Consider the following 24,955-nt stretch of genomic DNA (forward strand, 5'->3'; position numbering starts at 1 on the left):
GCACACGCCATCTAAAGGAGATACCACCATGGCAATGAAAATTCGTCTCGCCCGCGGCGGCTCGAAAAAGCGTCCCTTCTACCGCATCGTGGCTGCCGACAGCCGCATGCCGCGCGACGGCCGTTTCATCGAAAAGCTGGGCACCTACAACCCGCTGCTGCCGAAAGACAACGAAGAGCGCGTTAAAATGGACATGGAGCGCATCCAGTACTGGCTGGACCAGGGCGCCCAGCCCACCGACCGGATCGCCCGCATGCTGGAAGCAGCCGGCGCCAAGGAAAAAGCTGAGCGTAGCAACCCCAACAAGGGTACCCCGGGCAAGAAAGCTCAGGAGCGCGCGGAAGAAAAAGCTGCAAAGGCCGCTGAAGCTGCCGAAGCTGCTGCTGCGCCTGCTGAAGAAGCAGCAGCAGAAGAGTAAGCAGGGCGGCGCGTGCGGGATCAGACCTTTACCGACGATTTTCGCACGCAGTTCGATCTGTTGCTGCGACTCCGGCGCGATGTGCGCCGGTTTCGCGACGAAGCTGTGGACGAGGCAGTGCTGACGCGCTGCCTCGACGCGTTTCGACTGGCACCTTCTGTGGGGCTAAGCGAGCCCTGGCGAGTGGTCCGTGTCGAAAGCACGGCCGCGCGCGAAGCGGCGCTAAAGAATTTTCAGGCTGCGAATGCCCAGGCCCTACAGGGATACTCGGGCGATAATGCGCGGCTGTATAGTCAGTTGAAGCTGACGGGAATGCAGGAAGCACCGGTGCAGCTGGCCGTGTTCTGCGACGATTCCACCGACAAGGGGCGCGGTTTGGGTGCAGGTTCGATGCCCGAGATGCGGCGCTATTCCGTGGTCTCGGCAGTCACCCTGTTCTGGCTTGCCTTGCGGGCCGAAGGGTTGGGTTTGGGATGGGTGTCTATTCTGGACCCCGAACGAATGGCGCGTGATCTGAATGTGTCGGATAGCTGGCGGTTGATCGGTTACTTCTGTGTCGGATGGCCCGAAGAGCACTCGGAAACCCCCGAGTTGCAGCAATCTGGCTGGGAAATCCGCGACGACAACCTGCTTGTGGAGGTACGATAGACGTATGTTCGGACTATTACGGCTTCCTATCCTGTTGATGATCGCCTTTATTGTGGGCGTGTTTTTCGAACGCTCGAACCAGCGCGAAGCGTGTGAGGCACGCGGGTTATGGCAAGACGGGCTATGTGTGACGGTGGATGGACCAAATGAATGACCTGATCTGCGTAGGAAGTGTTGCGGGCTCATACGGGGTGCGCGGCGAAGTGCGCCTGAAAAGCTATTGCGCGATCCCTGAGGATATCGAAGCCTATTCGCCGCTGACGGATGAACAGGGCGCGGAACGCTATCCGCTGGTCCTGACTCGTCCAATCAAGAATGGCTTTGCCGCCAGATTGGGCGGAGTTGAAACCAAGGAACAGGCAGACGACCTGAAGGGGCTGCGCCTGTTTGCGCGGCGCGATCAGTTGCCTTCGCTACCTGATGACGAGTTCTACCACACAGATCTAATCGGGCTTGCGGTCTATGACACAGGGGGCGCGTTGCTGGGTCAGGTTAAATCTGTCCAGAACCACGGTGCGGCGGACCTGTTGGAATTGCACGGGCCGGGCCTGAATTCCACTGTTTTGCTACCGTTCACACTCGAGTCGGTTCCTACAGTTGATCTGGAACAGGGCCGCATCGTCGCCGACCCGCCCGAAGGGCTGATCTGATGCGTCGGGTCCTGCTGCATCTGGGCCTGCACAAAACTGGCACAACAGCAGCGCAATCCTTCCTCTATGAAAATCGCGAGCTGATTTGGCCGCATTTTGCGCTGGTCCTACCGTATCGCACCCGCAATTCCGGCCTGTCCCGCGCGGCCACCAACCATTCCGTCTATGGAACAGTGGGAACCCTCTCCGAGTTTGGCAGCCAGCTGCGCGAATTTCTGGACAGCCTGGATTTCGGCGACAAGCGGGGACTGATCCTGAGCGAAGAAAACTTCGCCGGCCTCAGGCCCAGCCGCAATATCGACCAAGGCTATGCTGCAGCCCCCGATCTGGCTGCCTGTCTGGTGGATTCAATTCGCCAGCGATTTTCAGGGCAAGAGGTTGAGATCACGATATACCTGTCTCTGCGCCAGCGCGGAGGCTGGTTGCGCAGCCTGTGGGCACATGATCTGGAACGGATGCGACAGGTTTTTGACTTTGAAACCTTTCGCGACAACCTGGACCACCTGCCACCGCTGCAAGACACCGTCAGCCGCATCAAGGAAAAGCTGCCTTCCGTCTCTGTTACGACTGAATGGCTGGAAGATTTGCAACTGCGACGGCTTGGACCTGGCGACCCCTTTGCCGAATTTATGGACCTGTCGCGTGACAAGGCCAACCTTCTGGTGCCTCCGACTCAGGTCAATACCCGGCTCCCCGAAGACGTCCTGTCCGAGTTGCTGGAACTGAACCGTTCGCGCCTGGACGAAGCGGCTCTGGTTGCGCAAAAGACTGCCGTGATTGAACGCGCGCAGACAGACCTGATTGGTACATCATGACTGATACGTCCCCGAAATCTCATGGTCGCAAGGCGATCCGTCCTACGCTGAAACCGCGCGAACTGCTTACGCCCACGCCCGATTTGCATGGGGTGTGGAAGGCCAAGATCATCACCTTGTTTCCGTCGGCCTTTCCCGGAGTTCTTGGCGAAAGCCTGACTGGAAAAGCCCTGCAAGAAGGGTTGTGGCAGCTGGAAACCGTTGACCTGCGTCAGTTCGGTGTCGGCAAGCATCGCAATGTGGACGACACCCCGGCCGGGGGCGGAGCGGGGATGGTGTTGCGCTCTGATGTATTGGGCGAAGCAATCGAGCACACGATGACCGAGGCGCAAGGAAACTGGCCTCTGATCTACCTTAGCCCGCGCGGTCGCCGCATGGACCAGCGCATGATGCAGAACCTCGCGCGCTGTGATGGCATGACCCTGCTATGTGGGCGGTTTGAAGGTGTTGATGAACGGGTGCTGGAGCATTACGGCGTCCAAGAGGTCTCGCTGGGGGATTTCGTGATGACCGGAGGCGAGATTGCCGCGCAAGCGCTGATCGACGCCACGGTGCGTCTGATCCCCGGCGTTCTGGGCAATCAGGCCTCGGCCGAAGAAGAGAGTTTTTCGTCGGGCCTGCTGGAGCACCCCCAGTACACCCGCCCGGCCGAATGGAAAGGCCGCCCAATCCCCGAGATTTTGATGTCAGGCCATCATGGTCGCATCGCCGAATGGCGTCACGATATGTCCGAACAGATCACCCGCGAACGGCGACCCGATCTGTGGGAGGCCTATCTGAGTGAACGGGAAGAGACGTCTGACTGACATCCCCCGTGTGACATGAGCCCCGCAGCTGAGCGGTCCCGGTTGCAGAATTATTCGGGGGGGAAAAGCGCGAATGCAGGCTTGATCACTTCGTCGTGGGCGACACCATCGAAACCTATGGGGTGCCCAAAGTCTAAGGGCTACCAGATTTCCAGCGCGCCCAGATTTCCGGTGGCCCGTTGAAGACATTGATATCAACCCTCCCCTGAACACCGGGCACCAGCCCGGTGCCGGTGTATTGCCAGAGCCGCCACACCGCTTTGGGATACACATTTCGCGGATGACCGGCGACCGAACGCAACCAGAACTCAGTCTTGGGCAGCCGCCCGATATTCGTATCACCATAGAAATCCACCGTCGTATAGACGATCGGACGGCGCCCATAGTGGCGTTCGAGGATATCCAGGAACTGTTGAGCCTCGGCCCGGACCGTCGCACCATCGGGGCGCAAGGTGCAGGTCTTAGAATGCGGGGTCCACTCCATGTCCAGCACATGTGGCAGATCCGATCCCTTGGGTACGTTCTGGATGAACCAGCGGGCCTGTTCCCGCGCCGACCGGCAGAAATAGTAGTAATGATATGCCCCCCACGGCACGCCCGCAGCCTGCGCACCTTGCCGATGGCTGGCAAACATGGGGTCGGCGACATCGCCCCCTTCGGTCGCTTTGATAAAGACGAAACTAACGCCGGACTGCTTGGCGGTGCGCCAGTCTATCGCTCCTTGCCAACGCGATACGTCCAGCCCGTGCACCGGGTAATGCCCCGGATGTCTCCCTTCCCATTCGTGGGGGTCTGCATCTGCAAAGGCTGGGAAGATCACAGAGGGCGGCGTAGCATCTGGAAACGACTGGGCCTCGACCAGTTGCGGCGGCGGGCTGCTGCGACCGCAGGACAGGGTCGCAAAGGCCATGACGGCGAGCATCAATGCGGTGCGCATGATCTAATCCTGTATCAAATGACTGCTCTTATAATTACGTCCAGTTTGCCTGATCAGCCCCGCAAGGCAATGGTTCTGTTTGCGTGCGGCGGAAACCCACCGTTTTCCCCGCCTTGCATGGCGATTTAGGCTTGATCCCTGCCCCCGATGCCCGTAAATGACCGCAATCCGGTGCCGCAACTTCGCGACTCCGGTGTTTTGGTTTGCATCATGTCGTGACGCCCGGCTTTCTTCAGCCACGGCGCGGCGGGCAGGCCAGAGACCAAGTGAACATTCGATCTGACCTCTGGCGGGCTGTACGCAGGACCCGGTGAAGACCAAGAGCTCTCAGGCCGTGCCCAAACTTCGTGGACCAACCACGAGCAGATAGGAGAACCTGCGATGGACCTGATCGCACAGCTTGAGGCGGAACAGATTGCCGCCCTGGGGAAAGACATCCCTGATTTCAAAGCCGGTGACACCATTCGTGTCGGCTTTAAAGTGACCGAAGGGTCGCGCACCCGTGTTCAGAACTACGAAGGCGTCTGCATCGCCCGTAAAGGTGGCAACACCATCGCCGGTGCGTTCACCGTGCGTAAGATTTCCTTTGGTGAAGGCGTGGAGCGTGTGTTCCCGCTGTATTCAACCAATATCGACAGCATCACCGTTGTCCGCCGTGGCCGCGTTCGTCGCGCCAAACTGTATTATCTGCGCACTCGTCGCGGTAAATCCGCACGTATCGCAGAGGTCACCAACTACAAGCCCAAAGCTGGCGCCGAAGCGTAAGGAACGGAAAGATGAAAAAAGACATCCATCCCGATTATCACGTCATCGACGTCAAAATGACCGATGGCACCATAGTTCAGATGAAATCCACCTGGGGCTCCGAAGGCGATCAGCTGGCTCTGGAAATCGACCCCTCCGTGCACCCCGCATGGACCGGTGGCGGCGCGCGTCTGATGGACGCCGGTGGCCGTGTGTCGAAGTTCAAAAAGAAATACGAAGGTCTGGGCTTCTAAGCCTGACCCGTTTCGAATGCGAAAGGCCGCCCTTCTGGGCGGCCTTTTTCGTTTTACCCGAAACCTCTGACACCGCCCTGACAAGAAACGGGTCAGGATCAATCCCTCAGGGTTTCGTCGCGCGTGTCAGATCCGCCGCGCTGTGCACCGGGGGCACAGGGCCGCGCAGCAACATCAACCCCAGCGTCACGCCGATCAGCGCCGCAATCGCCGTCACCATCATGGCGCTGTCAAAAGCGTTGTCCTGCAGGTCGCGCAAAGCCTTTGACAGAGCACTTCCCGACGTCGGATCCATGCCGGCGATCAGTTGCTGGATTTGACTGGGCGTTCCGTGGGTCAGCGCATGAGCCAGATCATCGCGGGGGGCCGAGCCGGCCGGTAACGCGTCGATCACTTCGGTAAGACCCCGACGAGAGGTGATGGCTTCGGCAAGCCCGCAGACCACAGCCCCCAACGTAGCCCCGAAATAGAGGCAGGCATTGATTACACCTGATCCTTGCCCCACATGCTCATCAGGCAAAAGCCGCAACCCAAGACGCGGTAGCAGCGAGAAACAGATACCAAGACCAATGCCGACGATCATCAACTTCCACCAGATCTGCGCATATTGAGTGGGAACTGTAATCGTGGTCAGCAACAAAAACCCAGCGGCCATTGCGCCCAGCCCGATCACAACAGGCCATTGAAAGCTGTAGGGCGCAAGAAATCGGGGCGCGATGACCGAGATCGCGAACATGCTTAGGCTCAACGGCATAATCGCAAGCCCAGCCCCGACAGACGTGTATCCGAATGTATCAGGCGATTGGACGAATGTGTTGAAGTAGACGAAAAAACCAAACAGCATAAAGCCGGTAAGGAACATCCCCGCTGCCGCCATGAAATAGCGCGGATGAAGGAAATAGCGCAGCTCGACCAACGGATCTTCACTGCGGCGCGAAGCCAGCACAAGGCCGACCATGGCCAGCATGGCCACACCCAACGGCACCAGCGTCAACGGTGCCTGCCATCCTCCACTTTCCCCATTGCTCAGGGCAAATGACAGCGGCCCCAGAAACAGCACAAGAGCCACAGCGCCGAGATAATCGAACCGGGCACCGGCCAGTCGCGTGTTCGGTACATAGTTCCGTTTTCTCACGGTCAAGCCAATGATAAACGCGGTGGTCAGCAGGATCAGATCGGTGGCGAATACGGCTCTCCAACTGATGTAATGGGCGAATGCGCCGCCAAGGATAGGGCCGATCCCGATCGACAGTCCGACGATGGCGCCCCATGCTCCGGTAACGCTGGCGCGTTTTTCCTCCGGGGTCGCTGCCGTCAACAAGGGCAACGACGTGCCAAACAGCGCTGCGGCCCCTGCCCCCTGCGCCCCACGGCCAAACAGCATCATCGCCCCGTCCTGCGCGAACAAGGCCGAGGCAGAGCCTATGGCAAAAACGATCATGCCAACCAGAAACACGCCCAGCTTGCCCGTGATATCACCCAGCCGACTGATAATCGTCACCAACGTGGCACTGACCACGGTATAGATGGCCATGACCCATTGCAGGTCCGAAGGCGACAGATCGAACTCATTCTTAAGATCAGGCAGGATGGTCGCAACCGCCGTGGAATTGAAGCCAACAACAACCATGCAAATCGCCGTCATGACCAATACAACGCGTGCGCCGACATCAGATGAATTCGTTTGTAACATCAAATACGTCCTAAAATACGGGCGGCGACTATGGAGCGCCACACCGACAGCTTAGCAGGAATGTGCAAACCGCCTAGCCTTAGATCCAGTAGGACAGCGCCAGCGGCAAAGCGATGATCGTTGTCAGGGTCGAAACCAGTATGAACCCGGCAACATCGGGGCCGTATTCCGGCACATGCTGGTCTATGAACAGATAGGTCGCCACCGATGACGGCATCAAACAGCACAGGATCACCGCGCCGCGCTCAGCGCCTGTAAAGCCGAAGGCCCAGACCAACCCGCTGGCGATTGCAACTGCCATCACCAGGTGCAAAGCGGTCAGCGTCACCGCACGCCCAAGGCGGTTGACCCGAAGGCTGGCCAATGTGTGGCCCAATGTCAGCAGCATCAGCGGGATGGAAAGCCCACCCAGGATATCGAATGACTTCGCAACAGGCTGAGGCAGGCTATAGCCGCTGGCCATCAGCACCAGCGATAGGACCACCGCATATATGATCGGCGAGGTGGCGAGCTTTCTGGGCGAAAACTCTTTGGCTGGTATCCACATCCCTACAGTGAAGATGCTGACAAGAACGACCACTACAAATGCCATCGTATAGGCCATCCCCGCATCGCCTAACGCAAGCAAGGTGATTGGCAATCCGATATTGCCCACATTCCCATGCATCAGAGGCGTCAGAAAGGCCCGCGCCGGCAGGCGCATAACCTTCAGCGCCGCAAATCCCAGAACGCCAAACCCGGCAATCGCCAACACCGCAGCGGCCATCACGTCCAGAAACGTTCCAACAGCGATCTTTGTGGCCGACAGATGCGAGATGATCAGTGTGGGATATCCAACCCGCGAAACGATCGCGCCAATGACCTTGTTGTCAAAGGGCGTTTTGGTCAACGCCAGTACATACCCAGCCCCGGCACAGATCAGCACCGGCAGCACCACATTCAGTACGTTCAGAAACAGATGCTCCAAGCCATGTCTTTCTCACAGTCCTTAAGCCTGGAGATTGAAACATAGTCCCGGCTTTCGCAAGTCAGCGGCCTATGGGCAGGCTGAGATTTCCGCAACAGGGGCTTTTTATGCAGCCCTACCTTGTTTCGGGTTCTTCCCTTCCCGCTTTCCACAACATATAGTGGCCTGCAACAACGTGTACGCAAACACGGCGAGACTTGGGAATACAGGCATGGCACATATTATCGTAGTTGGGAACGAGAAGGGCGGCGCGGGCAAATCGACTGTGTCGATGCATGTGGCCACCGCACTCGCCCGCCTGGGTCACAAGGTCAGCACCCTGGATCTGGACCTGCGGCAACGCAGCTTGGGACGGTATTTCGAGAACCGGAATAGCTTTCTGAAAAGCGCGGACCTGACCCTTCCCAGCCCCCGCCACCATGACCTGCCCGAGATTGATGCAAGCACGCTGAAACCCGGCGAGAACATCTATGACCACCGCCTGTCAGCAGCTGTGTCCGAGCTGGAAAGCGATAGCGATTTCATCCTGATCGACTGCCCCGGCTCTCATACCCGTCTCAGCCAGGTGGCGCATTCGCTGGCTGATACGCTGATCACTCCGCTGAACGACAGTTTTATCGATTTTGACCTGCTGGCACGCATCGATTCAAAGGGTGAGAAAATTCTGGGTCCGTCGGTCTATTCCGAGATGGTCTGGAACGCACGCCAGCTGCGCGCGCAAGCCGGCCTGAAGCCCATCGACTGGGTCGTTGTGCGCAACCGCGTCGGTACCCAACGCATGGTCAACAAGGAAAAGATGCAGCGCGCGATCGAGATGCTGTCGCAGCGGATCGGCTTCCGGGTTGCTTCGGGCTTTTCCGAACGCGTTATTTTCCGTGAGCTGTTCCCGCGCGGGCTGACCCTATTGGACCTCAAGGATATCGGGATCAAACAGCTGAACATTTCGAACATCGCAGCACGTCAGGAATTGCGCGACATGATGAAAGAACTGAACTTGCCGGGTGTTGAGATCGATTTTTAGAAGCTTTTTACGACGGGTAGACGGACTATAATGCCGCTCACCTGGAAAAACGAAAGTCCGTTTTTGGCAATCGTTTTAGCTTTAGAACGCTTGTTGGGCCTAAGCTATCACTGCTTTCCAAAACTCAGGGTAAACTCGAACGAAACCAAATCCATCGACAGTCAAATTTGCTTCGTATCCACTATTGATCGAAGTGTACCTATAGGTATTTTCGTTCAGCCGCTCATATCGTTGCTTCAGCGGTTTGAATGTCCAGGTTTCATCATCCAACCAAACAGCAGTGAACTCTGCCTGATCTCCAATCCCAAGCTGGAGTCGCTTGATCGCATTCGTGTTCGTGGCCGGTGTAAACCCAAGATCGATGTCGAGCAATTCATCAACAGCATCCACAACTTTGTCATTCGAGGTCCATGTACCATCGTCTTGCTTCACTAAAACAAGATCAACCCTATCTGCCCCAATCCAACGCTGTACGGTGGCGGCGCTACACTCCCATTCGTCATTACAGGTCACGGAATAAGCTATTCTGACAGGAGAATTTTAAACTACGTAGACAGCCATGCCCGAGATTACGCGAGACGTTCCGTTACCATTAACCGAACAGGCTTCTGTGCCCACGACATCAATCCGTCGCCACATTGTACTTCGCATCATCGCCTCAACCATCGCTATTGCTTTGCTTGCCCCATAGCGGACATTCATGCGTGTATCAGCATAGGTCAATCAGGGCTCTCTCCAGCCGTTCTCGGCGGCGTGCATGAACGGCTGGGTCAGTGTTGTCAGATGTCGAACGACTAACCGCTGTTCCTTGCGATGATGAAAGCAGTCGAACCCGTTTCGGGACGCCACTTTTGTTCAATTTCGAACCCATGAGCTTGCATACGCTCTACAAGGATTTCTTGCGTCAGGGCGCGGATCTTGGGCAATAGGCCGATGGTCCCGAGAGCTGGTATGACGAACTTCTCGAGACCTTCCAGGCAGACCGTCGAGCTGAAGAACAGGCCACCTTCCTTCAAGGAACTACGAACACGGTCCAGTGTCGCGTCAAGATCCAGTACCAAGTGCAGGATCGACATAGCCAGTACGGCATCATACTGTTGACCCTTCGCCGGAATAGGCCAGCACTCGAACGCGCTAACTTCAAAGTTGATGTTCTTGCTGCCCTGCGCGTCGGCTTTTTCCCGGGCGATTGAGATCATTTCGGATGAATAGTCGATGGCGTCGATATGGGCGACTTTTGGGGCGTGAATGAGCGCCGTCGTACCTGTGCCACAGCCAAATTCCAGGACGCGGTCTTGGGGGGACAGGTGTCTTGCAGTTATGTCCAGTTTGTATTCATAGGCGGCTTGGTTTTGGACCGGACGGCGGGCATAGGATCTCGCCATCAGATTCCAGAACCGGGTGGGTTTGATGAACATATCTAATCCTTTGGTAGGGTGCAGCAGACGCGATGATTTAGCTGGCGTCTTGGATGTCGAAGACTTTTTCGAGGGGCTTGTCGAATACACGAGAAATCAATATCGCCAGTTCGAGCGTTGGTGAATATTTGGCGTTTTCAATGGCAACGATGGTTTGTCGGGTGACTCCAACCTTTTCGGCGAGTTCTTTTTGCGTCATTTCATCTGCGTCAAAGCGTAGACGTCTAATATTGTTGGTGATCCTGAGTTTGCCCATGGATCAGTACCCCCGCCGATAGCTAGCAAATTTGACAATATCTGCTGACAGGGATCCGAAGGCCATTCCGAAATAAATGATGTTGAAGCCAGTGAGCGCTGATGCGTTGAGAGCCATGGCGACGACAGCTGAGATAAAACCCGCACCGGCGAAGATAATGATGGCGTAGCTGCCTCGGCGCTCGAACATCTTGTCACGTTCATCAACGACGAAGCTGGGTTTGGGTTCGTGTGTAACAATCGCAAACCCAATGTTGAACAGTATGGTGCCGATGATGGTGGCCACGACGCCCAAGGGGATCAGCCAGATCACCATGCGGGCCCAGTTGTTTACAGCGTCTGGGCCATCAAACAATCCAGAGGCATTCATATCCAGAAGCCGTGAAACAACAAATGCACTAACGGCGAGGTTCACGAAGATCGAGACGACCGTATTGCGATCTTGGTAGGTCATTTCTGAAATCCTTTCTGGACAAATCACTTCTAGTGAGTCGATTATTACTTACATCTTGTATGAAATATTATACCTAGTGTCAAAAATAATATACCTCACTATCGAAGCGTAGTTGCAGCTTGTGCTCGATGATGGGCATCTACGACTCCAACTGGAGTGCTGCGCGTTTGCGACTGGCCCAAAGGTTGTGTCGCCAACTTTTCGAAGACTAGAACCAGCGTTATGCTAGACCCAATTATCCTGCGATCTCAGCAAACATCCGAAAGCCAGAGGTTGTATTACTAGAGAGTTGTTTCTTCCGGATCATGTTGACTACCTCAACGCCATCCAGTGTAGCTGAAGCTGATCTAAATGGCTTGAACCCACACATGTGCCGTACGCGTCATTTAAAGTTTGCGACACAACCCCTTCGCTTCAGCAGCGGCAACTTTGGACGATATCGAAGTCCCTCACATAATCCGCAAGGGGCAATTCACACCCGGATTCTGTCCGTTTCGGCAGTTCGCCAAGCTCGCGGCCTAACTCACGAGCGATTGCTGAAACCGCTCGCCGGGTTCAGAACTTTCCAACAGAACCGTTCGAGTGCCCGAAATAGTTAAGAATCACCTGGGTCAAAGGCTGCGAATGCGTGGCAAGAAAGGTATGAGGTTCGTTCTGGGAAATCTCAGGGAAAACCTGAGCCCCTAAAATCACGACTCAATTCGACGTTGAATCGCGTCAGCTGCGGATACAAGCTAAGAAAGAGCGCCAACTGTGGTCAGAATCTGCCTCAAACGTGTCCATAAGTGGGGGGAAGCAAGGCAATTTTATGTACCCCCTCTGCAGCCTTGACTAAACTTCCCGGGTCCCGCTACGTCATTAAGAAATTATGAAGGTTGTATCAGTTTTTGCGAAACAACCTTGAGTAAAATGAGAATCAATAATCAGAAGTTTGAGGTTAGGAAAATGTTAAATCGGGTCCTGAAAACTACCTCTGGTGCGTTGATGTTGTCCGTCGCGACCATGGCAAACGCTGAAACTGTTCAATTGAACAGTTTAGACGGCGGAATGACTCTGACCGGAGAGCTAATAGATTTTGATGGCGCCAATTACGAACTCCGAACGGTGGTTGGTACAATCACGGTTGACGCTTTCAAAGTTGAATGCATTGGCGAAGCCTGCCCCAGTCGGAACGAAGGTCCGGTCGAATATGGCATTTCTGGTTCTTCTCGCCTGGTCGATGTCTTATTCGCTGACCTTACGACGCAATTCGGTGAGGAGATTGGCGGCACTGCTTTGCGCTCTGAGGAAGAAGGTGTTGATAAGCTACTGCTCCGCAACGAACTAGGCGAGTTTTTGGCCGAAGTCTCCTTGATGGGTGGTGACTCCGCAGACGGGATCAAACAACTGGTCGATGGAAACTCAGCACTGGCAGTGACCACACGCCCGGCTCAACCCGACGAGCTGGCAAGCGCATCGCAGGCTGGACTCGGGGATATCACCACGAGTGAAAACGAGAAAATTTTTGCGCTGGACGGTCTAGTTGTTATTACATCGCAAAGTAACCAACTGCGGGCAGTCGCCGAACAGGATCTAGCGCGAATATTTTCCGGAGCCATTTCCAACTGGAGTCAGATTGGTGGGCCCGATGCCCCGATCCAGCTTTACATGCGAGTGCCTGAAAGCGGAACTGCGTTGGTTTTCAATGACCTGATCATGAACCCCGTGGGCGCAACATACGCGAGCGATACAAGCTTTTTCGAAACAGACACGGAATTGGCTGCAGCAGTTGCTTCTGATCCGCTTGGTATCGGAATTACCAGCCTCGCAAGTGCTGATGAGGCCAAGGTTCTTGCAATTCGCGGTGTTTGTGGAATTCAGGTTCCAGCGACACCTTTCACCATCAAGACAGAAGAATACCCGCTTAGCCGACGCTTGTATGCATATACCGGCAAAACTGCGCCAGCACAGTTGAACCGCTTCATGCAATTCCTCGAAAGCGAAAAGGCGCAAGAGACAATTGATGCTTCGGGCTTTGTGTCACTTGGTGAATCCCTGCAAGGCCCCAATGAGCAGGGACTACGCTATCTTGGCGCAGTAATGCCAACCGATGCAGAGGTTACCCTGAAACAGTTGCAGGAAATGTCGGCTGAGCTGTCCGGTGCCGACCGTAGTTCTATAACCTTTCGGTTTGCATTCGGATCCTCTCGCCTGGATACGCGGGCACAGGACGACATAAGGCGCCTTGCTTCATTGCTTGCCAAGGAAGAAACCACAAACAAAGAACTTCTTTTGATCGGATACACAGACTCTGTCGGTGCTGGCGGATCCAACCGGTCACTCAGTCAGCAGCGTGCCAAACAAGTTAGCAATGCGTTGCTACAAGCAGCGCCTACCAACAGCCTGGACGGGTTAACCATCCGAACTCTGGGTTATGGTGAGATCTCGCCGCTAAGTTGCAACGACACTGAGAATGGTCGCCGTATCAACCGCCGAGTGGAAGTCTGGTTGCGAGACGTCGTCACCACATCCCAGTAGCGAAGCGCCAACTCAGCTTCGGAACGGGAATACAACGGTCAGTGACCAAGACGATAATTCAATGGAGTAACGTCGTATGAGAATGCTCGCAGTATTGGCCAATGTTTTCCTACTGCAATTGTCAGGGGCGGCTGTCGCGCAGGAAGACCCATACAAAACCGCAGTAGACACCTGGCTCAATGGTAGCGAGGCCGAAGGCCTGCAAGGATTGTCGGAAGCGGCCAGTCAGGGGAACACGTCGGCGCAAATGATCCTTGGTCAGATCGATCGCGATACTGTACCTGGAGGATTTTCCGATTACTTGATCAATCATCAGGCACGAGACCAGCTTCTTCGTGCACCGGATCCCGATAAGGGGACCGTAAACTGGTTGCTTGCTCTGAGCAATCCTGCCCTACAAAAACACGGCGAGGCCATCTTTGGATATCGGGTTGGTCGTCAGCCAATCAGCAATGCGATAGCACTGCAAACTCATGGTGAGATTGAAGGCGCCGAGTATGTACTGTGGAATACACTGAATAACGGCCGTTTTGATCTGATCAATTCCATGCCTTCAGAAAACTACGGCCTGTCCGAAGCCGGTTTTCTCAAGTGGATCGAAGCTTATATGGCGCGGGAAAACAAGGCGATCACGATGCGGGCCTTTGTGGAAGAATCCAATCCCAAACGTGTTTCGGGGTTGTTGGGTCTCAAACGACTGGCACGACTGTTGAACCTCAATCAGCATTTTTCCGACGAAGCCAACCAGTTCACAACAGTGATGCTGGGCCGGGGCTCGGACTTGCCTGAAAGTGTCGATTTGGTTCGCTTGAACGAAAGCATTTCCCGCATCAGTGAAACCGATAAATACTTGAACATCGTAAAACGCTACTGCGACTCATGCGAAGGTGAAACAGTGGACTACGATTGCGTGGTTCAGGCTCTGGAAATCATAGGTGGCTACAAGACGCTGATGTCCATCCGCACCCCAGTTGAGGGGTCAATTGACCAGGCTACATTCATGAATTCTAATCGTGCGGTCGAAATCTTCGCGCAGCTGGTAAACAACATGCGCCGCCACTACTCTCGTGGCATTCGATCGTCTTGCATTGCCGCTAATCTGAAAGCCAAGATCTAACATATAGCTAAAACAAGGTTTGATTGAGATTATCACATGTTTGAAGGCGTCGTGAACCTTTGCAAAATAGCTTAACCGTTCAATGGTTCCGGTTCCGGTAAAGCAAAAGTAAAACGTTTGTATGTACTGACTTCCTACGCTGACCAACTTGGATCGAACAGTGTTCATACTGGAAATCACGAAACAAACGGACTCGCGTAAAGAGTGCGTATAACTGAGAAACGTTTTGTGATTGGAAATTGAATAATTCCTGATGTGCAAGGGACGATAACGGACGGGACGAGGCATGGGCAACGTAATGAAACTAGTAACGACTGGTGATGAAGATACGGGTCAGATGATCGGAGCCTCTTCCGCAGACGACCTCCCTGCAGGCGCCCGGTTGTTGCATGGTCAGTACAAAATTGACCACTACCTGAACAGCGGCGGCTTCGGCATTACCTATCTGGCCAATGACAGTCTCAACCGCAAGGTGGTCATCAAAGAGTGTTTTCCAGCCATGTTCGCGCGCCGACAGAATCTGCTGGTGAAGGCTCGTGTGCAAAAACACAAAGAAGATCTTCGCCAGATTGTGCGGCACTTCATCAACGAAGCCCAGCGCCTGGCAACTATGGATCACCCCAATATCGTTGGTGTGCACCAAGTCTTTGAGGACAACGACACCGCCTATATGGCACTGGACTTCGTTGAAGGCCCGGACCTTTTGGACGCAATCGACGACGCTGAAACCCAGCTGGACGAAGCCGATGTCATGTCGATCCTGCGGCAGATTCTGGATGCGGTCGCATTTATGCACAAGCAAGGGATGTTGCATCGGGACATATCGCCTGACAACATTCTGGTCGGACCCAACAAGATACCTGTATTGATTGATTTTGGTGCTGCGCGTGAGCAAAATAGGAAAACAAACCGTGTTTTGTCTGCCTTACGCGCAGTCAAGGATGGCTATTCCCCACAGGAATTTTATGTCGCTGACGGCGTGCAAGGACCGTTTAGCGACCTCTATTCCTTGGCTGCAACATTCTATCATGTGATCACCGGAGAGCGCGCGCCAGACAGCCAGACTCGGGTCTCTGCGATTGCCGAGCAAAAGCCCGATCCTTGCAAACCTTTGCAGGGGCGCTTTGATAAGTATGATGACGTCTTTCTCGAAGCGCTCGACAAGGCTATGTCGGCGATGCCAAAGGATCGCTTTCAAACCGCTGATGAGTGGCTCGAGGCGATAGATCACTTGACCGAACCGACCGCCGTTGAACAGGATGTTAGAGTTGCGGTCTCTTCATCCGGCGGAATCAACCGTGTCGCAATAACCGGCGGGCTGCTGGCATTTGGAGTTGTAGGTGCCGTAGTCGGCGTGCTGGCCATCGGAGCATTTTCACCATCCTCCGAGCCACAAGCAACGCAAGAGGACGTTTTGGCTGCCGAAGCTGAAGCCCGCGCCCAAGCTGAGATCGAAGCAGCGGCGACAGCAGAAGCAATCGCAGATGCCACCGCACGGGTCGCAGAAGCCGAGGCACGACTGGCCCAAGCCGAAGCCCGCGCGCAGGCAGAGACCATAGCGCGTGCTGAGGCCGAAGCCGCAGCTCAGGCAGCGGCTCAGGCCGAAGCCGAAGCCCGCGCCAAAGCGGCAACCGAATCGGAAGCTCGTGCACAGGCTGAGGCCGAAGCGGCTGCTCAGGCGGCGGCCCAAGCCGAAGCCGAAGCACGTGCCAAAGCCGCTGTCGAGGCAGAAGCACGCGCGCAAGCCGAGGTTGAAGCGGCCGCCAAAGCCGCGGCAGAGGCAGAAGCGCGCGCGCAGGCCGAAGTCGAAGCGGCAGCCAAAGCCGCAGCAGAAGCGCAAGCCCGAGCACAGGCTGAGATCGAAGCAGTCGCAATGGCGATGGCAGAGGCAGAATCGCGCGCGCAGGCTAGCGTTGAAGTTGCTGCTAAAGTGAGCACTGGCGACACAGATCAGGCGAATCTCGAAGCTGATACTACCACTCAAATCGTTCAGGATTTAGGGCCGACTTCAGTGAAATCTGAATGGAAGGTTCTTCTGCCTTTTGTAGCGTCGGCGGATAGTCCCGATACTGTGGAATACGTCGCTAGCGAGGCCCCGGTTTGGGTTCACGCGGGGCTGCGTATTGACTCTGTCAATGGGATTGAAATCAATGATCTGAACTCCATCGCTGCCGTTCTACTTCAATCTGGGGCTACTCCTTCGCAAGAGGGAACCATGGATGTGACCATCGGGCTTTCAAACCCAAGAGACGGTGTAGAAGTGCGGGACGTTACACTGGGTGTCGTACAAGACACGACCTTGTCGAATGGAGTCGTTTTTCAAACTCAATATGCAGAGAATGGAAAATGGGTTACGAGCGTGGTTCATGTCCCAGAAGATGTAGGCCCAGGCACAACTCTGAAACCGAACGACCAGCTGACAGCATATTTTCCGACAGATGAAAATATCGATGGGCAAGATACGATTGCCGATCTTCTGCGTGCAGGTTTGAATGACGGCCAGACTGACTTCAAGTTCACGGTCAGAAGAGGCACTTCTTTGTGGCTGGCGGACTTGCACTACGTGGGCAAGTAATAGAGAGATCATGGCTGAACGCAGTGTGCGAGTTGACCACGCCACATTGAATAGGTGGGTTGTGAAAAAGCATAACACTGGTTCTAGTCTTTCGAAAAGTTTGCGACACCACTGTCTGGGCGTGCGTAACAGACAAAGATAACGAAACCGGTATGTTTCATTTCACCGTATATGGTGAGAGTGAGCCAAAGTTCTCTGAACAAGCCGGTGTTCTGAGCAGCGGTATGGTTACTCGTCGGTTGTTTCTGTGAACCAACGGTATTTAAATTCAGTAGGACAATATGGCTCGCAGAGATGAAAAGCGCATATATAGAATGTGAACGTTGGATGAACGGTATTTCCATGCGAAAAGATGGCTAGGCTTTATTGTTTGGAAGCCTCTCGGTATCAGGTCCGGATACTAGAGACTCAGGATCTGAAAATGCAGTGTTTTCAGTTTCCTACCAGAGAAAATCGGAGTGCAGGTGCTGGGCAATTGCCGTCTTTGGTCCTCACGGAAAAACCTTCTTGGCCTTTTAACCTTGGTTTGGTCCATCAATCAGTACTCGAAGCCAACAACGTGGGTTCGTTTCAAACAGATCAAAAGGACTTCGATAATCTTGCAATTTACATAACTCAATCAGAGGCTTTCTCCACAGAAAGAAGTCTACTGTTTCTGTCAGATTGAAGGTTTGATCTTATCCAGCAACCGTTCAGTTTTACATCACCACCGAAGGCCTACTTCCCGCCAGAGATGTTTTTCACCGCGATCACAAAGCGTACAAAGCGGTCATTCGAGCGGAAAATACCAGGGGCATGTTTGTCCGCACAGCAGACATCGACCACCACTTCTGATCGTTTGAACCATACAAAAACTGTCAGATGACGGCTTTGAGCCCAATCTGTACCTTTGGTATTTTTGCTGCGCGCGCTCGCGCACGAAAATCTCCGTAAGAGGTCAGGTTCCGCCGCCGCAAGACAGCGGCAAAATCTGCCATTCGCCGATTGCGCAGAATTTCTAATACGACATATTCACAGGTTACGGGACAAGACCGCCATCGGCTTCAATCGCGCCAACAGCCGCTGACAAATTTAAGAACCGGATTTCCCAGTCAGCATAAATTGATTTGAAGGTGCGCCTGCCCGTCGCTTGTCCGTTCAACAGAATGTCCTTTGGGACCAATTACACCACGAATGCGCGAGCGGAAATTTGAGAAGCCTTCGGATGTGACAACGTCTACGGCTTCATCCAAGTGCAGCTCTAACCGGAACCATCCTGGTTTCATGATCGAAATAGAGACCACATGCCCCGTGAACGGTTGCGATAGATACGTTCCGCTGACCTTGTCCCCGATGGCCCATCCATTGGGTGGTCCGTTTCCGATGGCTGCAAACATCGTGTTCCAATCGCGGAACCCGTGTTGGTGGGCGACCAACTCGAGGGACTTGGCATGGCCAATCGATGCCCCTTCTTCGGTCAATTTTGTGCGCAAACGCTTAGCTTGATCCTTGGCTTGCGTAGCTGACGGAAATTGCGTGTTCATGACGCCACTCCTTTTTTGGTGTGGAAAATACCCCATTTTAACTCTGGGTCTTGGGCGGAGAGCCACAACACTACAACAGTGAGACCCAACATCATCACTTCGGCCAGCGGGCCCGCATACCAGATGCCAACTTCGCCAAACCAGAGGGGCAACAGGAACGTCAACGGGATCGCAAAGGCATAAGGTTTTGTCAGCCCTAGAAGGGCTGCCTTTCCTGCAGATCCAATCGCCTGAAAATAGGTCGCAATCATCATCAACGGGCCCAACAGGAAAAAGACACATGTCATTACCGGCAAAATGCGCGCAACCTCTGCAATGACCGACGTGTCGTCTACAAACGCGCTGGCGATCCGGCTAGGCATGCTAATCACAACGACCTGTACGATTGCGCAATAAACAAACGCGACCCAAAGTGCCATGCGCAGGCTTGCATCTGACCTTTGCCAAAGTTCAGCACCATAGTTGTTGCCCGTGATCGTCTGCATTGCAAACGACAAGCCCAGAAGAGGCAGGAAAGCAAAGGTGATGACTCGCGTGATGATCCCGTAAGCAGTAATTGTGTCGGCATAACCCGGACGACCAATCCATTGCAGGGCTGAGATAATCGCGGCCGACCCGAGAGCTAGTCCAATGAAATTGAGGCTTTGTGGTGCACCCAGTGCGAGGATCCGCCCCCATTTTCCGCATGCGGAATGGGACAGCAAGGTCGCAGGACGCAGCGATGTTTCCCCAAACAATCGGAACGCAAAAATGATCGCAAACGCGAGCGCTTGTGCCGCCGCAGTTCCATAGGCTGACCCAGCGACGCCCATGTCCAGAACGGCGATTAGTACGTAGTTGAACCCGATGTTTGCAATCGAAACCAACAGACTCATCGCCGCCATGAAGCCCACGCGCCCTTCGTTGCGCAACGCATCAGAATTGACTGACAACACGAACAACAGTGGCGAGAAAAACACCGTAATCCGCAGGTAGACCACCCCCATCTGGGCCAAAGTCTCTGACCCACCAGCGGCCAGCAATGCAACTGGCTGGCCCAATAGAAGGAACAACACTATCAGGACTGCGCCCAGTCCAATTGCCAGCCCATGTGCGCCTGCAAACGTGGCACGCGCGGCGTTCATGTCACCCGCGCCAAGGGATCGCGCCAGAAGGCTCGACATGCCGTTCGCCACAAGCGTGGAAAGCGCCACAATCAGCATGTAGATCGGGAACATCAACGTGACCGCAGCCAGCGCATCAGGACCCACATAAATGCCCAGAAACAGCGCATCTGCAACAGACAGAAGCCCATTCATCCCCATCACGAAAATGATCGGAAATGCGGTCCTAAAGTAGATGGTGCCAAGCGGCCCATCGGTGAATGTATTAGTGGGGGTATCAGTCATATCCCATATCTCTCTTGCCTGATCGCGCAATTTGAGATGGGACCCGCATTACCATCCGCGCGATATGCGGAAAGAGGTAGATAGAGAATTAAGTCGCAGAACTTAACCAAGACAAAAGTCAGCGGGAGGCAGGCGTCCACAGCCTGTACGTTGGCTAATCTGAAATTTTTCTGTCGTCAAGCGGTTAGACTGCATCCGATTTTGCGGAAGCTGACTTACGCCGCGTTGCAGAAAATCGCTAATATGGGCTCAAACCGGACGCTCAAACGCCTGATTGCGTTCCGGCAACATTATAAACCGTAAACAGCTCTTTCGGCTCGGCCACACCGCGCAGCATATAGCGCCCGACCGAGATCAGATCCTGATCGCAGGGCTGCGCCGCGCGAGCTACGTCATCCGAGATCAGTATCCGTTGCCCCAAGGACCGATGCATGCCAGCGATACGCGCGGCCTGATTCACCGCTGGGCCGATCACCGTGAAATCCAAACGTGTCTCAGAACCGATATTGCCATACAGAATTTCGCCCGCATGCAAGGCCAGTGTGAAGTTGGCCACCGGCAGTCCAGCGGATTCGCGCTGCGCATTCAGTTCGGCGATCCGGTCCTGCAACATGGGAACCGCCTGCAGGGCCGCCTGCACGTCCTCTTCAATCTCGCCGACATTGAACATAGCCATCAGTCCATCGCCCATGAACTTCAGGATATTGCCGCCATTATCGTGCACGACGCCAACGGCAACCGCCAGATAGTCGTTCAACATATCGATGATCTCGATTCCGGGCAGATTCTCGGAGAGGCTGGTAAAGCCTTCAAGGTCGAAATTCCATATCACGGCGTCGATCTGCTGTAGGGATCCGCGACGAATTTCACCCGACAAAACACGCCGTCCAGCATCCCGACCTAAGTAGACGCGCATCAGATCTTTGGATATCCGCGCGTTCGAGGCTGACTTTAGTGCCAGGCCCAAATGGGGCAGAGCCGTATTGATAAGGTCAAGATCCTGTTCCCGAAACCCATCCGGCGCGTTCGAGGCCCACGACAACAGGACTCCATCTACGGCTTTTTTTGAGGTCTGCGACCGCGGATCGAAATTCACACCTTTAGCGTAATACTCGGTCGCACCAGCTTCGCGTAATTCATTGATCAATGGATAGCGGCTGGGCTCGTTCTGATCGACCATGCGTTCATGGACGCCGTCAAGATCGTGATGTAAAATCGCATATAGAGGACTGCTCATCCAGTCTTCTCTGGTCTCTTCTGAATACTCGAATTTCTGATAATCACCGCCGGTGTCTTGATACCAGCTGTATCCGGTGCCGCCATATACCGGGTGCAGCGCCGATTGCGCCGCGTGAAATCGCATCAGGGGCACACCAAGTTCAATCAGACGGGTACAATAGCCGTCCAGCAATTCTTCTTTTTCGGCACCTTCAATGCCCCGCGTCACCAGCCAGTTGATCAGATCATTTGATTTTGCCGCGTTTTGGTTCGGGGCTGTCATTTCACATTCCTGTGTCCGCTCTGGCTTCCATCTGGGAGCGAAGGGTTCGAATTACCAGAGGTCAATTCATATCAGCCAGCTTTCGCAACATTTTGCGCAACAAGGTAGCCTCGTTTTCTGTGAACATTGCGGCAAGCTGAGCATCATATTGCTGCGCAATACCACGCAATTCGCGATAAACCGACCGTCCGGCCGTGGTCAATGCAAGATGTTCAACGCGGCGATCCGTCTGGCTGACGGTTCTGACAAGAAATCGGCGCTGCTCAAGCCTGCTGACCGCGCGGCTTATCTTGGTTTTGTGAATCCTGGCGCGTTGACCGATTTCTTTCGCGCTCAATTCTCCGTAATTGCCCAGATGAAACAACACTCTCCATTCCGTGCGCAGCATCCCATAGCGGTCTTTGTATACACGCTGAAATTCCAGTGCGCTTTCTTCGGCTGCCCGGTTCAGCAGATAGGGCAGGAAATCCAGCAGATCAAACCCGTCTCTTTCGGTACTTTCTGTCTTTGTCATGCTTGTTAGTTACAAAATCAACTATTATCTCACAAGCAGAAAACAGCAGGAGCCAAGGATGAACCATCCGACAGACCCGCATAAAATGATCCAGGCCAGTACGCCCGCTGGCACCCATCCGGGCTATATGCCCGGCTTTGGCAATGATTTCGAAACCGAGGCCCTACCCGGTGCGCTGCCGCAGGGCATGAACAGCCCGCAACGCTGCAACTATGGGCTATACGGCGAACAACTGAGCGGCACTGCCTTTACCGCCAACCCACCCGAGCGCACCTGGTGCTATCGTATCCGCCCTTCGGTGAAGCATTCGCATCGCTACGATAAGATCAACCTGCCCTATTGGAAATCGGCACCTTGTGTTGACCCAGATGTGACCAGCCTGGGCCAGTATCGCTGGGACCCCGTCGCTCATACCCGAGATAGGCTGACATGGCTGACAGGCATGCGCACGATGACCACAGCAGGGGATGTGAATACGCAGGTCGGGATGGCCAGCCACATCTATCTGGTCACCGAATCGATGGTGGATGACTATTTCTTCTCGGCCGATTCCGAATTGCTGGTGGTGCCGCAAGAAGGCCGCCTGCGCTTTGCGACCGAGTTGGGGATCATCGACCTTGAGCCCAAGGAAATCGCCATTCTGCCGCGCGGGTTGGTCTATCGGGTTGAGGTTCTTGAGGGCCCTGCCCGCGGCTTTGTCTGCGAGAATTACGGGCAAAAATTCGAACTGCCCGGACGCGGGCCGATCGGCGCCAACTGCATGGCCAACCCACGCGATTTCAAGGCACCTATCGCGGCCTATGAAGACCGTGAGGTACCATCGACCGTCACTGTCAAATGGTGCGGGCAGTTCCACACCACAAAGATTGGGCAAAGCCCGCTGGATGTAGTCGCCTGGCACGGCAATTATGCCCCGTACAAATACGACCTGCGCACATATTGCCCGGTGGGTGCGATCCTGTTTGACCACCCTGACCCGTCGATCTTCACCGTACTCACCGCGCCGTCTGGACAACCGGGCACGGCCAATATCGACTTTGTCCTGTTCCGCGAACGCTGGATGGTGGCCGAAGATACGTTCCGCCCCCCTTGGTATCACAAGAACATCATGTCTGAGTTGATGGGGAATATCTATGGCCAGTATGACGCCAAACCACAGGGCTTTGTTCCCGGCGGCATGAGTCTGCACAACATGATGTTGCCGCACGGACCTGACCAGGATGCCTTTGACAACGCGTCGAATTCGAACCTTGGACCGGATAAGTTGGATAATACGATGTCCTTCATGATCGAAACCCGGTTCCCGCAGCATCTGACATCATTTGCAGCGACCGAGGCCCCGCTGCAGGATGATTACATTGACTGCTGGACGTCGCTTGAGAAAAAGTTCGACGGTACACCGGGCAAGAAATAATTCCGATTGAGGTCGCAGATTTTTCGACGAAAAATCTTGGCCCCTGACAAAGGTTTGGAGACAAAATGCCATTGAAGAAATCCTGGGTGAGCTCGGCCAATTCTGCCGATCACCCTTTTCCTTTGAACAACCTGCCTTATGGCGTGTTTTCGACAGGCGGCGAAGACCCGCATTGTGGTGTTGCAATCGGCGAAATGATCCTTGATGTCACAGCTGCCGAGGCCGAGGGACTGGTCGTTCTGGACGACGAACCGCTGTTCGACCTGCCTTTCTGGAACCCGCTGATGGAGCAAGGCCCCGCCGTTTGGGCCGCCCTGCGCAACCGTCTGATGGATCTGCTGGCCGAAGGCAGCGCGGCACAAGATGACGTCGCGCCTTTGCTTGTGGCACAGGTAGATGCCGAGCTGCACATGCCTTTTGCCGTCAGCGAATATACCGATTTCTACGCCGGTCGGCACCACGCCCAAAATGTCGGCACCATGTTCCGTGGACCAGAGAATGCATTGCCCCCTAACTGGCTGCATATTCCCATCGGGTATAATGGCCGGGCGTCTTCGGTCGTGGTGTCGGGAACAGATATCCGCCGCCCCTGGGGCCAGTTGAAATCCCCCGATCAGGACCTTCCGGCCTTCCTTCCCAGCCGTCGTTTCGACATCGAGCTTGAGATGGGCGCCATCGTGGGCACGCCCTCTGACGGACCAATTTCCGTACAAGAGGCAGACGACAATATCTTTGGCTATGTCCTTCTGAATGACTGGTCCGCCCGCGATATTCAGGCGTGGGAGTATCAGCCGCTTGGGCCGTTTCAAGCCAAGGCAACCGCAACGTCGATCAGCCCATGGATCGTGACCAAGGCGGCGCTGGAACCTTTCCGCTGTGACACGCCCGAGCGGGATTTTGAGTTGCTGGGTCACCTCAAAGAGACCGGCCCGATGCTGTATGACATTGATCTGTCGATCACGATGGCTCCGGACGGCAAGGCCGCAACCACAATCGCGCGAACAAACTATAGTCAGATGTACTATTCCGCCGCACAGCAGTTGGCCCATCACACGACGTCGGGCTGCCCGATGAACACAGGTGATCTGCTGGGGTCCGGCACGATCTCTGGCCCGACAAAGCCCGAGCGCGGTTCGTTGCTGGAGCTCAGCTGGGGCGGGAAAGAGCCGCTGACACTGGAAACCGGCGAAAGCCGCAGCTTTATCGAGGATGGCGACACGCTGACCCTGACAGGAGCGGCCAAGGGGAAAGGGTACACGATCGGATTTGGCGAATGTGCCGGAACCGTGCTGCCCGCTCTCGAAAACCCATACTCGCGATAAGGAA

At 54.9% G+C, this 24,955-nt stretch carries 26 protein-coding genes; 14 read left to right on the forward strand and 12 right to left on the reverse strand.

Features of this window, described 5'->3' with window-relative positions; translation table 11 throughout:
• Positions 1-28: 28 nt before the first annotated feature.
• From rpsP to trmD, 6 genes are read left to right on the forward strand one after another with little or no spacing between them, the layout of a single operon-like run.
• Positions 29-418, forward strand: a complete 390-nt coding sequence (gene rpsP / locus AC2FIM_RS17135) for a 30S ribosomal protein S16 (protein ID WP_142639148.1) — start codon at positions 29-31, stop codon at positions 416-418.
• Positions 419-430: 12 nt separating this feature from the next.
• Positions 431-1,066, forward strand: a complete 636-nt coding sequence (gene bluB / locus AC2FIM_RS17140) for a 5,6-dimethylbenzimidazole synthase (protein ID WP_496708277.1) — start codon at positions 431-433, stop codon at positions 1,064-1,066.
• 4 nt (positions 1,067-1,070) lie between these two features.
• Positions 1,071-1,220 (forward strand): hypothetical protein, encoded by a 150-nt coding sequence (locus AC2FIM_RS17145; RefSeq protein ID WP_185956731.1) that lies wholly within the window; start codon positions 1,071-1,073, stop codon positions 1,218-1,220.
• Positions 1,213-1,716, forward strand: a complete 504-nt coding sequence (rimM, locus tag AC2FIM_RS17150; RefSeq protein WP_271951457.1) for a ribosome maturation factor RimM — start codon at positions 1,213-1,215, stop codon at positions 1,714-1,716. The genes AC2FIM_RS17145 and rimM overlap by 8 nt, the downstream gene beginning before the upstream one ends.
• Positions 1,716-2,531 carry a hypothetical protein gene (locus tag AC2FIM_RS17155; protein ID WP_496703705.1) on the forward strand — a complete coding sequence of 272 codons (816 nt, stop codon included), beginning with the start codon at positions 1,716-1,718 and terminating at the stop codon, positions 2,529-2,531. The genes rimM and AC2FIM_RS17155 overlap by 1 nt, the downstream gene beginning before the upstream one ends.
• Positions 2,528-3,337, forward strand: a complete 810-nt coding sequence (gene trmD, locus AC2FIM_RS17160; RefSeq protein ID WP_271951461.1) for a tRNA (guanosine(37)-N1)-methyltransferase TrmD — start codon at positions 2,528-2,530, stop codon at positions 3,335-3,337. Before AC2FIM_RS17155 ends, trmD begins: the two co-directional genes overlap by 4 nt.
• A gap of 133 nt (positions 3,338-3,470) precedes the next feature.
• On the opposite strand, the gene AC2FIM_RS17165 is transcribed toward trmD, so the two are convergent.
• Entirely contained in the window at positions 3,471-4,274 is an 804-nt protein-coding gene (locus tag AC2FIM_RS17165) for a glycoside hydrolase family 25 protein (protein WP_142639140.1), read from the reverse strand.
• A 381-nt stretch (positions 4,275-4,655) separates the two neighbouring features.
• Here AC2FIM_RS17165 and rplS point away from each other — a divergent pair, with 381 nt between their 5' ends.
• Together rplS and rpmE are read left to right on the forward strand one after the other, a co-directional pair.
• Complete coding sequence (gene rplS, locus AC2FIM_RS17170) at positions 4,656-5,039, forward strand: 50S ribosomal protein L19 (protein ID WP_142639138.1); 384 nt, start codon at positions 4,656-4,658, stop codon at positions 5,037-5,039.
• Between the two features lie 11 nt (positions 5,040-5,050).
• Entirely contained in the window at positions 5,051-5,272 is a 222-nt protein-coding gene (rpmE, locus tag AC2FIM_RS17175) for a 50S ribosomal protein L31 (RefSeq protein WP_142639136.1), read from the forward strand.
• 106 nt (positions 5,273-5,378) lie between these two features.
• On the opposite strand, the gene AC2FIM_RS17180 is transcribed toward rpmE, so the two are convergent.
• On the reverse strand, positions 5,379-6,965 hold the full coding sequence (locus AC2FIM_RS17180) for an MFS transporter (RefSeq protein WP_142639134.1): 1,587 nt from the start codon (positions 6,963-6,965) through the stop codon (positions 5,379-5,381).
• Between the two features lie 79 nt (positions 6,966-7,044).
• Complete coding sequence (locus AC2FIM_RS17185) at positions 7,045-7,932, reverse strand: AEC family transporter (RefSeq protein WP_142639132.1); 888 nt, start codon at positions 7,930-7,932, stop codon at positions 7,045-7,047.
• A gap of 211 nt (positions 7,933-8,143) precedes the next feature.
• Between AC2FIM_RS17185 and AC2FIM_RS17190 the strand changes: the two genes are divergently transcribed.
• Positions 8,144-8,953 carry a division plane positioning ATPase MipZ gene (locus AC2FIM_RS17190; protein WP_142639130.1) on the forward strand — a complete coding sequence of 270 codons (810 nt, stop codon included), beginning with the start codon at positions 8,144-8,146 and terminating at the stop codon, positions 8,951-8,953.
• Positions 8,954-9,052: 99 nt separating this feature from the next.
• Here the strand turns inward: AC2FIM_RS17190 and AC2FIM_RS17195 are convergent, their stop codons facing one another.
• From AC2FIM_RS17195 to AC2FIM_RS17215, 5 genes are all read right to left on the reverse strand, one after another.
• Positions 9,053-9,478, reverse strand: a complete 426-nt coding sequence (locus AC2FIM_RS17195) for a putative glycolipid-binding domain-containing protein (RefSeq protein WP_496678808.1) — start codon at positions 9,476-9,478, stop codon at positions 9,053-9,055.
• Between the two features lie 15 nt (positions 9,479-9,493).
• The gene (locus AC2FIM_RS17200; protein ID WP_496678720.1) at positions 9,494-9,676 is read right to left on the reverse strand and encodes a hypothetical protein; all 183 of its coding nucleotides are present in this window, start codon (positions 9,674-9,676) and stop codon (positions 9,494-9,496) included.
• Between the two features lie 71 nt (positions 9,677-9,747).
• A complete protein-coding gene (locus tag AC2FIM_RS17205) occupies positions 9,748-10,371 on the reverse strand; it encodes a class I SAM-dependent methyltransferase (RefSeq protein ID WP_496678718.1) in 624 nt (207 codons plus the stop codon).
• 37 nt (positions 10,372-10,408) lie between these two features.
• Positions 10,409-10,627, reverse strand: a complete 219-nt coding sequence (locus AC2FIM_RS17210) for a helix-turn-helix transcriptional regulator (protein WP_142639124.1) — start codon at positions 10,625-10,627, stop codon at positions 10,409-10,411.
• A gap of 3 nt (positions 10,628-10,630) precedes the next feature.
• Positions 10,631-11,080 carry a hypothetical protein gene (locus AC2FIM_RS17215; protein WP_142639122.1) on the reverse strand — a complete coding sequence of 150 codons (450 nt, stop codon included), beginning with the start codon at positions 11,078-11,080 and terminating at the stop codon, positions 10,631-10,633.
• Positions 11,081-11,989: 909 nt separating this feature from the next.
• Between AC2FIM_RS17215 and AC2FIM_RS17220 the strand changes: the two genes are divergently transcribed.
• The 3 genes from AC2FIM_RS17220 to AC2FIM_RS17230 all read left to right on the forward strand — a co-directional run bounded on the left by AC2FIM_RS17220 (position 11,990) and on the right by AC2FIM_RS17230 (position 17,289).
• Positions 11,990-13,597, forward strand: coding sequence for a phosphate ABC transporter substrate-binding/OmpA family protein (locus AC2FIM_RS17220; RefSeq protein WP_496678715.1), 1,608 nt, complete (start codon positions 11,990-11,992; stop codon positions 13,595-13,597).
• A gap of 76 nt (positions 13,598-13,673) precedes the next feature.
• Positions 13,674-14,714 (forward strand): hypothetical protein, encoded by a 1,041-nt coding sequence (locus tag AC2FIM_RS17225; protein WP_496708278.1) that lies wholly within the window; start codon positions 13,674-13,676, stop codon positions 14,712-14,714.
• A 298-nt stretch (positions 14,715-15,012) separates the two neighbouring features.
• Positions 15,013-17,289 carry a serine/threonine-protein kinase gene (locus AC2FIM_RS17230; protein ID WP_496708279.1) on the forward strand — a complete coding sequence of 759 codons (2,277 nt, stop codon included), beginning with the start codon at positions 15,013-15,015 and terminating at the stop codon, positions 17,287-17,289.
• Between the two features lie 1,091 nt (positions 17,290-18,380).
• On the opposite strand, the gene AC2FIM_RS17235 is transcribed toward AC2FIM_RS17230, so the two are convergent.
• The 4 genes from AC2FIM_RS17235 to AC2FIM_RS17250 form a co-directional block, all read right to left on the reverse strand.
• Entirely contained in the window at positions 18,381-18,812 is a 432-nt protein-coding gene (locus AC2FIM_RS17235; RefSeq protein WP_271951480.1) for a glyoxalase superfamily protein, read from the reverse strand.
• Positions 18,809-20,200, reverse strand: coding sequence for an MATE family efflux transporter (locus tag AC2FIM_RS17240; protein WP_271951482.1), 1,392 nt, complete (start codon positions 20,198-20,200; stop codon positions 18,809-18,811). The genes AC2FIM_RS17235 and AC2FIM_RS17240 overlap by 4 nt, the downstream gene beginning before the upstream one ends.
• A 262-nt stretch (positions 20,201-20,462) precedes the next feature.
• Complete coding sequence (locus tag AC2FIM_RS17245; RefSeq protein WP_271951484.1) at positions 20,463-21,701, reverse strand: adenylate/guanylate cyclase domain-containing protein; 1,239 nt, start codon at positions 21,699-21,701, stop codon at positions 20,463-20,465.
• 61 nt (positions 21,702-21,762) lie between these two features.
• The gene (locus tag AC2FIM_RS17250; protein WP_142639108.1) at positions 21,763-22,215 is read right to left on the reverse strand and encodes a MarR family winged helix-turn-helix transcriptional regulator; all 453 of its coding nucleotides are present in this window, start codon (positions 22,213-22,215) and stop codon (positions 21,763-21,765) included.
• A 58-nt stretch (positions 22,216-22,273) separates the two neighbouring features.
• Here AC2FIM_RS17250 and hmgA point away from each other — a divergent pair, with 58 nt between their 5' ends.
• Complete coding sequence (gene hmgA, locus AC2FIM_RS17255) at positions 22,274-23,629, forward strand: homogentisate 1,2-dioxygenase (RefSeq protein WP_496708280.1); 1,356 nt, start codon at positions 22,274-22,276, stop codon at positions 23,627-23,629.
• Between the two features lie 65 nt (positions 23,630-23,694).
• Positions 23,695-24,951, forward strand: a complete 1,257-nt coding sequence (gene fahA / locus AC2FIM_RS17260) for a fumarylacetoacetase (protein ID WP_271951488.1) — start codon at positions 23,695-23,697, stop codon at positions 24,949-24,951.
• Positions 24,952-24,955 lie beyond the last annotated feature (4 nt).

Source organism: Ruegeria sp. CDSC052, assembly GCF_059610685.1.

Coding starts and splice junctions, on each gene's coding strand:
- AC2FIM_RS17230 (WP_496708279.1), top strand. CDS start 15,013: ATGAAACTAGTAACGACTGGTGATGAAGATACGGGTCAGATGATCGGA.
- AC2FIM_RS17245 (WP_271951484.1), bottom strand. CDS start 21,701: ATGACAGCCCCGAACCAAAACGCGGCAAAATCAAATGATCTGATCAAC.
- rpsP (WP_142639148.1), top strand. CDS start 29: ATGGCAATGAAAATTCGTCTCGCCCGCGGCGGCTCGAAAAAGCGTCCC.
- AC2FIM_RS17205 (WP_496678718.1), bottom strand. CDS start 10,371: ATGTTCATCAAACCCACCCGGTTCTGGAATCTGATGGCGAGATCCTAT.
- AC2FIM_RS17190 (WP_142639130.1), top strand. CDS start 8,144: ATGGCACATATTATCGTAGTTGGGAACGAGAAGGGCGGCGCGGGCAAA.
- rplS (WP_142639138.1), top strand. CDS start 4,656: ATGGACCTGATCGCACAGCTTGAGGCGGAACAGATTGCCGCCCTGGGG.
- AC2FIM_RS17225 (WP_496708278.1), top strand. CDS start 13,674: ATGAGAATGCTCGCAGTATTGGCCAATGTTTTCCTACTGCAATTGTCA.
- AC2FIM_RS17165 (WP_142639140.1), bottom strand. CDS start 4,274: ATGCGCACCGCATTGATGCTCGCCGTCATGGCCTTTGCGACCCTGTCC.
- AC2FIM_RS17240 (WP_271951482.1), bottom strand. CDS start 20,200: ATGACTGATACCCCCACTAATACATTCACCGATGGGCCGCTTGGCACC.
- AC2FIM_RS17250 (WP_142639108.1), bottom strand. CDS start 22,215: ATGACAAAGACAGAAAGTACCGAAAGAGACGGGTTTGATCTGCTGGAT.
- AC2FIM_RS17215 (WP_142639122.1), bottom strand. CDS start 11,080: ATGACCTACCAAGATCGCAATACGGTCGTCTCGATCTTCGTGAACCTC.
- AC2FIM_RS17180 (WP_142639134.1), bottom strand. CDS start 6,965: ATGTTACAAACGAATTCATCTGATGTCGGCGCACGCGTTGTATTGGTC.
- AC2FIM_RS17210 (WP_142639124.1), bottom strand. CDS start 10,627: ATGGGCAAACTCAGGATCACCAACAATATTAGACGTCTACGCTTTGAC.
- AC2FIM_RS17155 (WP_496703705.1), top strand. CDS start 1,716: ATGCGTCGGGTCCTGCTGCATCTGGGCCTGCACAAAACTGGCACAACA.
- rpmE (WP_142639136.1), top strand. CDS start 5,051: ATGAAAAAAGACATCCATCCCGATTATCACGTCATCGACGTCAAAATG.
- hmgA (WP_496708280.1), top strand. CDS start 22,274: ATGAACCATCCGACAGACCCGCATAAAATGATCCAGGCCAGTACGCCC.
- rimM (WP_271951457.1), top strand. CDS start 1,213: ATGAATGACCTGATCTGCGTAGGAAGTGTTGCGGGCTCATACGGGGTG.
- AC2FIM_RS17220 (WP_496678715.1), top strand. CDS start 11,990: ATGAGAATCAATAATCAGAAGTTTGAGGTTAGGAAAATGTTAAATCGG.
- AC2FIM_RS17145 (WP_185956731.1), top strand. CDS start 1,071: ATGTTCGGACTATTACGGCTTCCTATCCTGTTGATGATCGCCTTTATT.
- AC2FIM_RS17235 (WP_271951480.1), bottom strand. CDS start 18,812: ATGAACACGCAATTTCCGTCAGCTACGCAAGCCAAGGATCAAGCTAAG.
- fahA (WP_271951488.1), top strand. CDS start 23,695: ATGCCATTGAAGAAATCCTGGGTGAGCTCGGCCAATTCTGCCGATCAC.
- trmD (WP_271951461.1), top strand. CDS start 2,528: ATGACTGATACGTCCCCGAAATCTCATGGTCGCAAGGCGATCCGTCCT.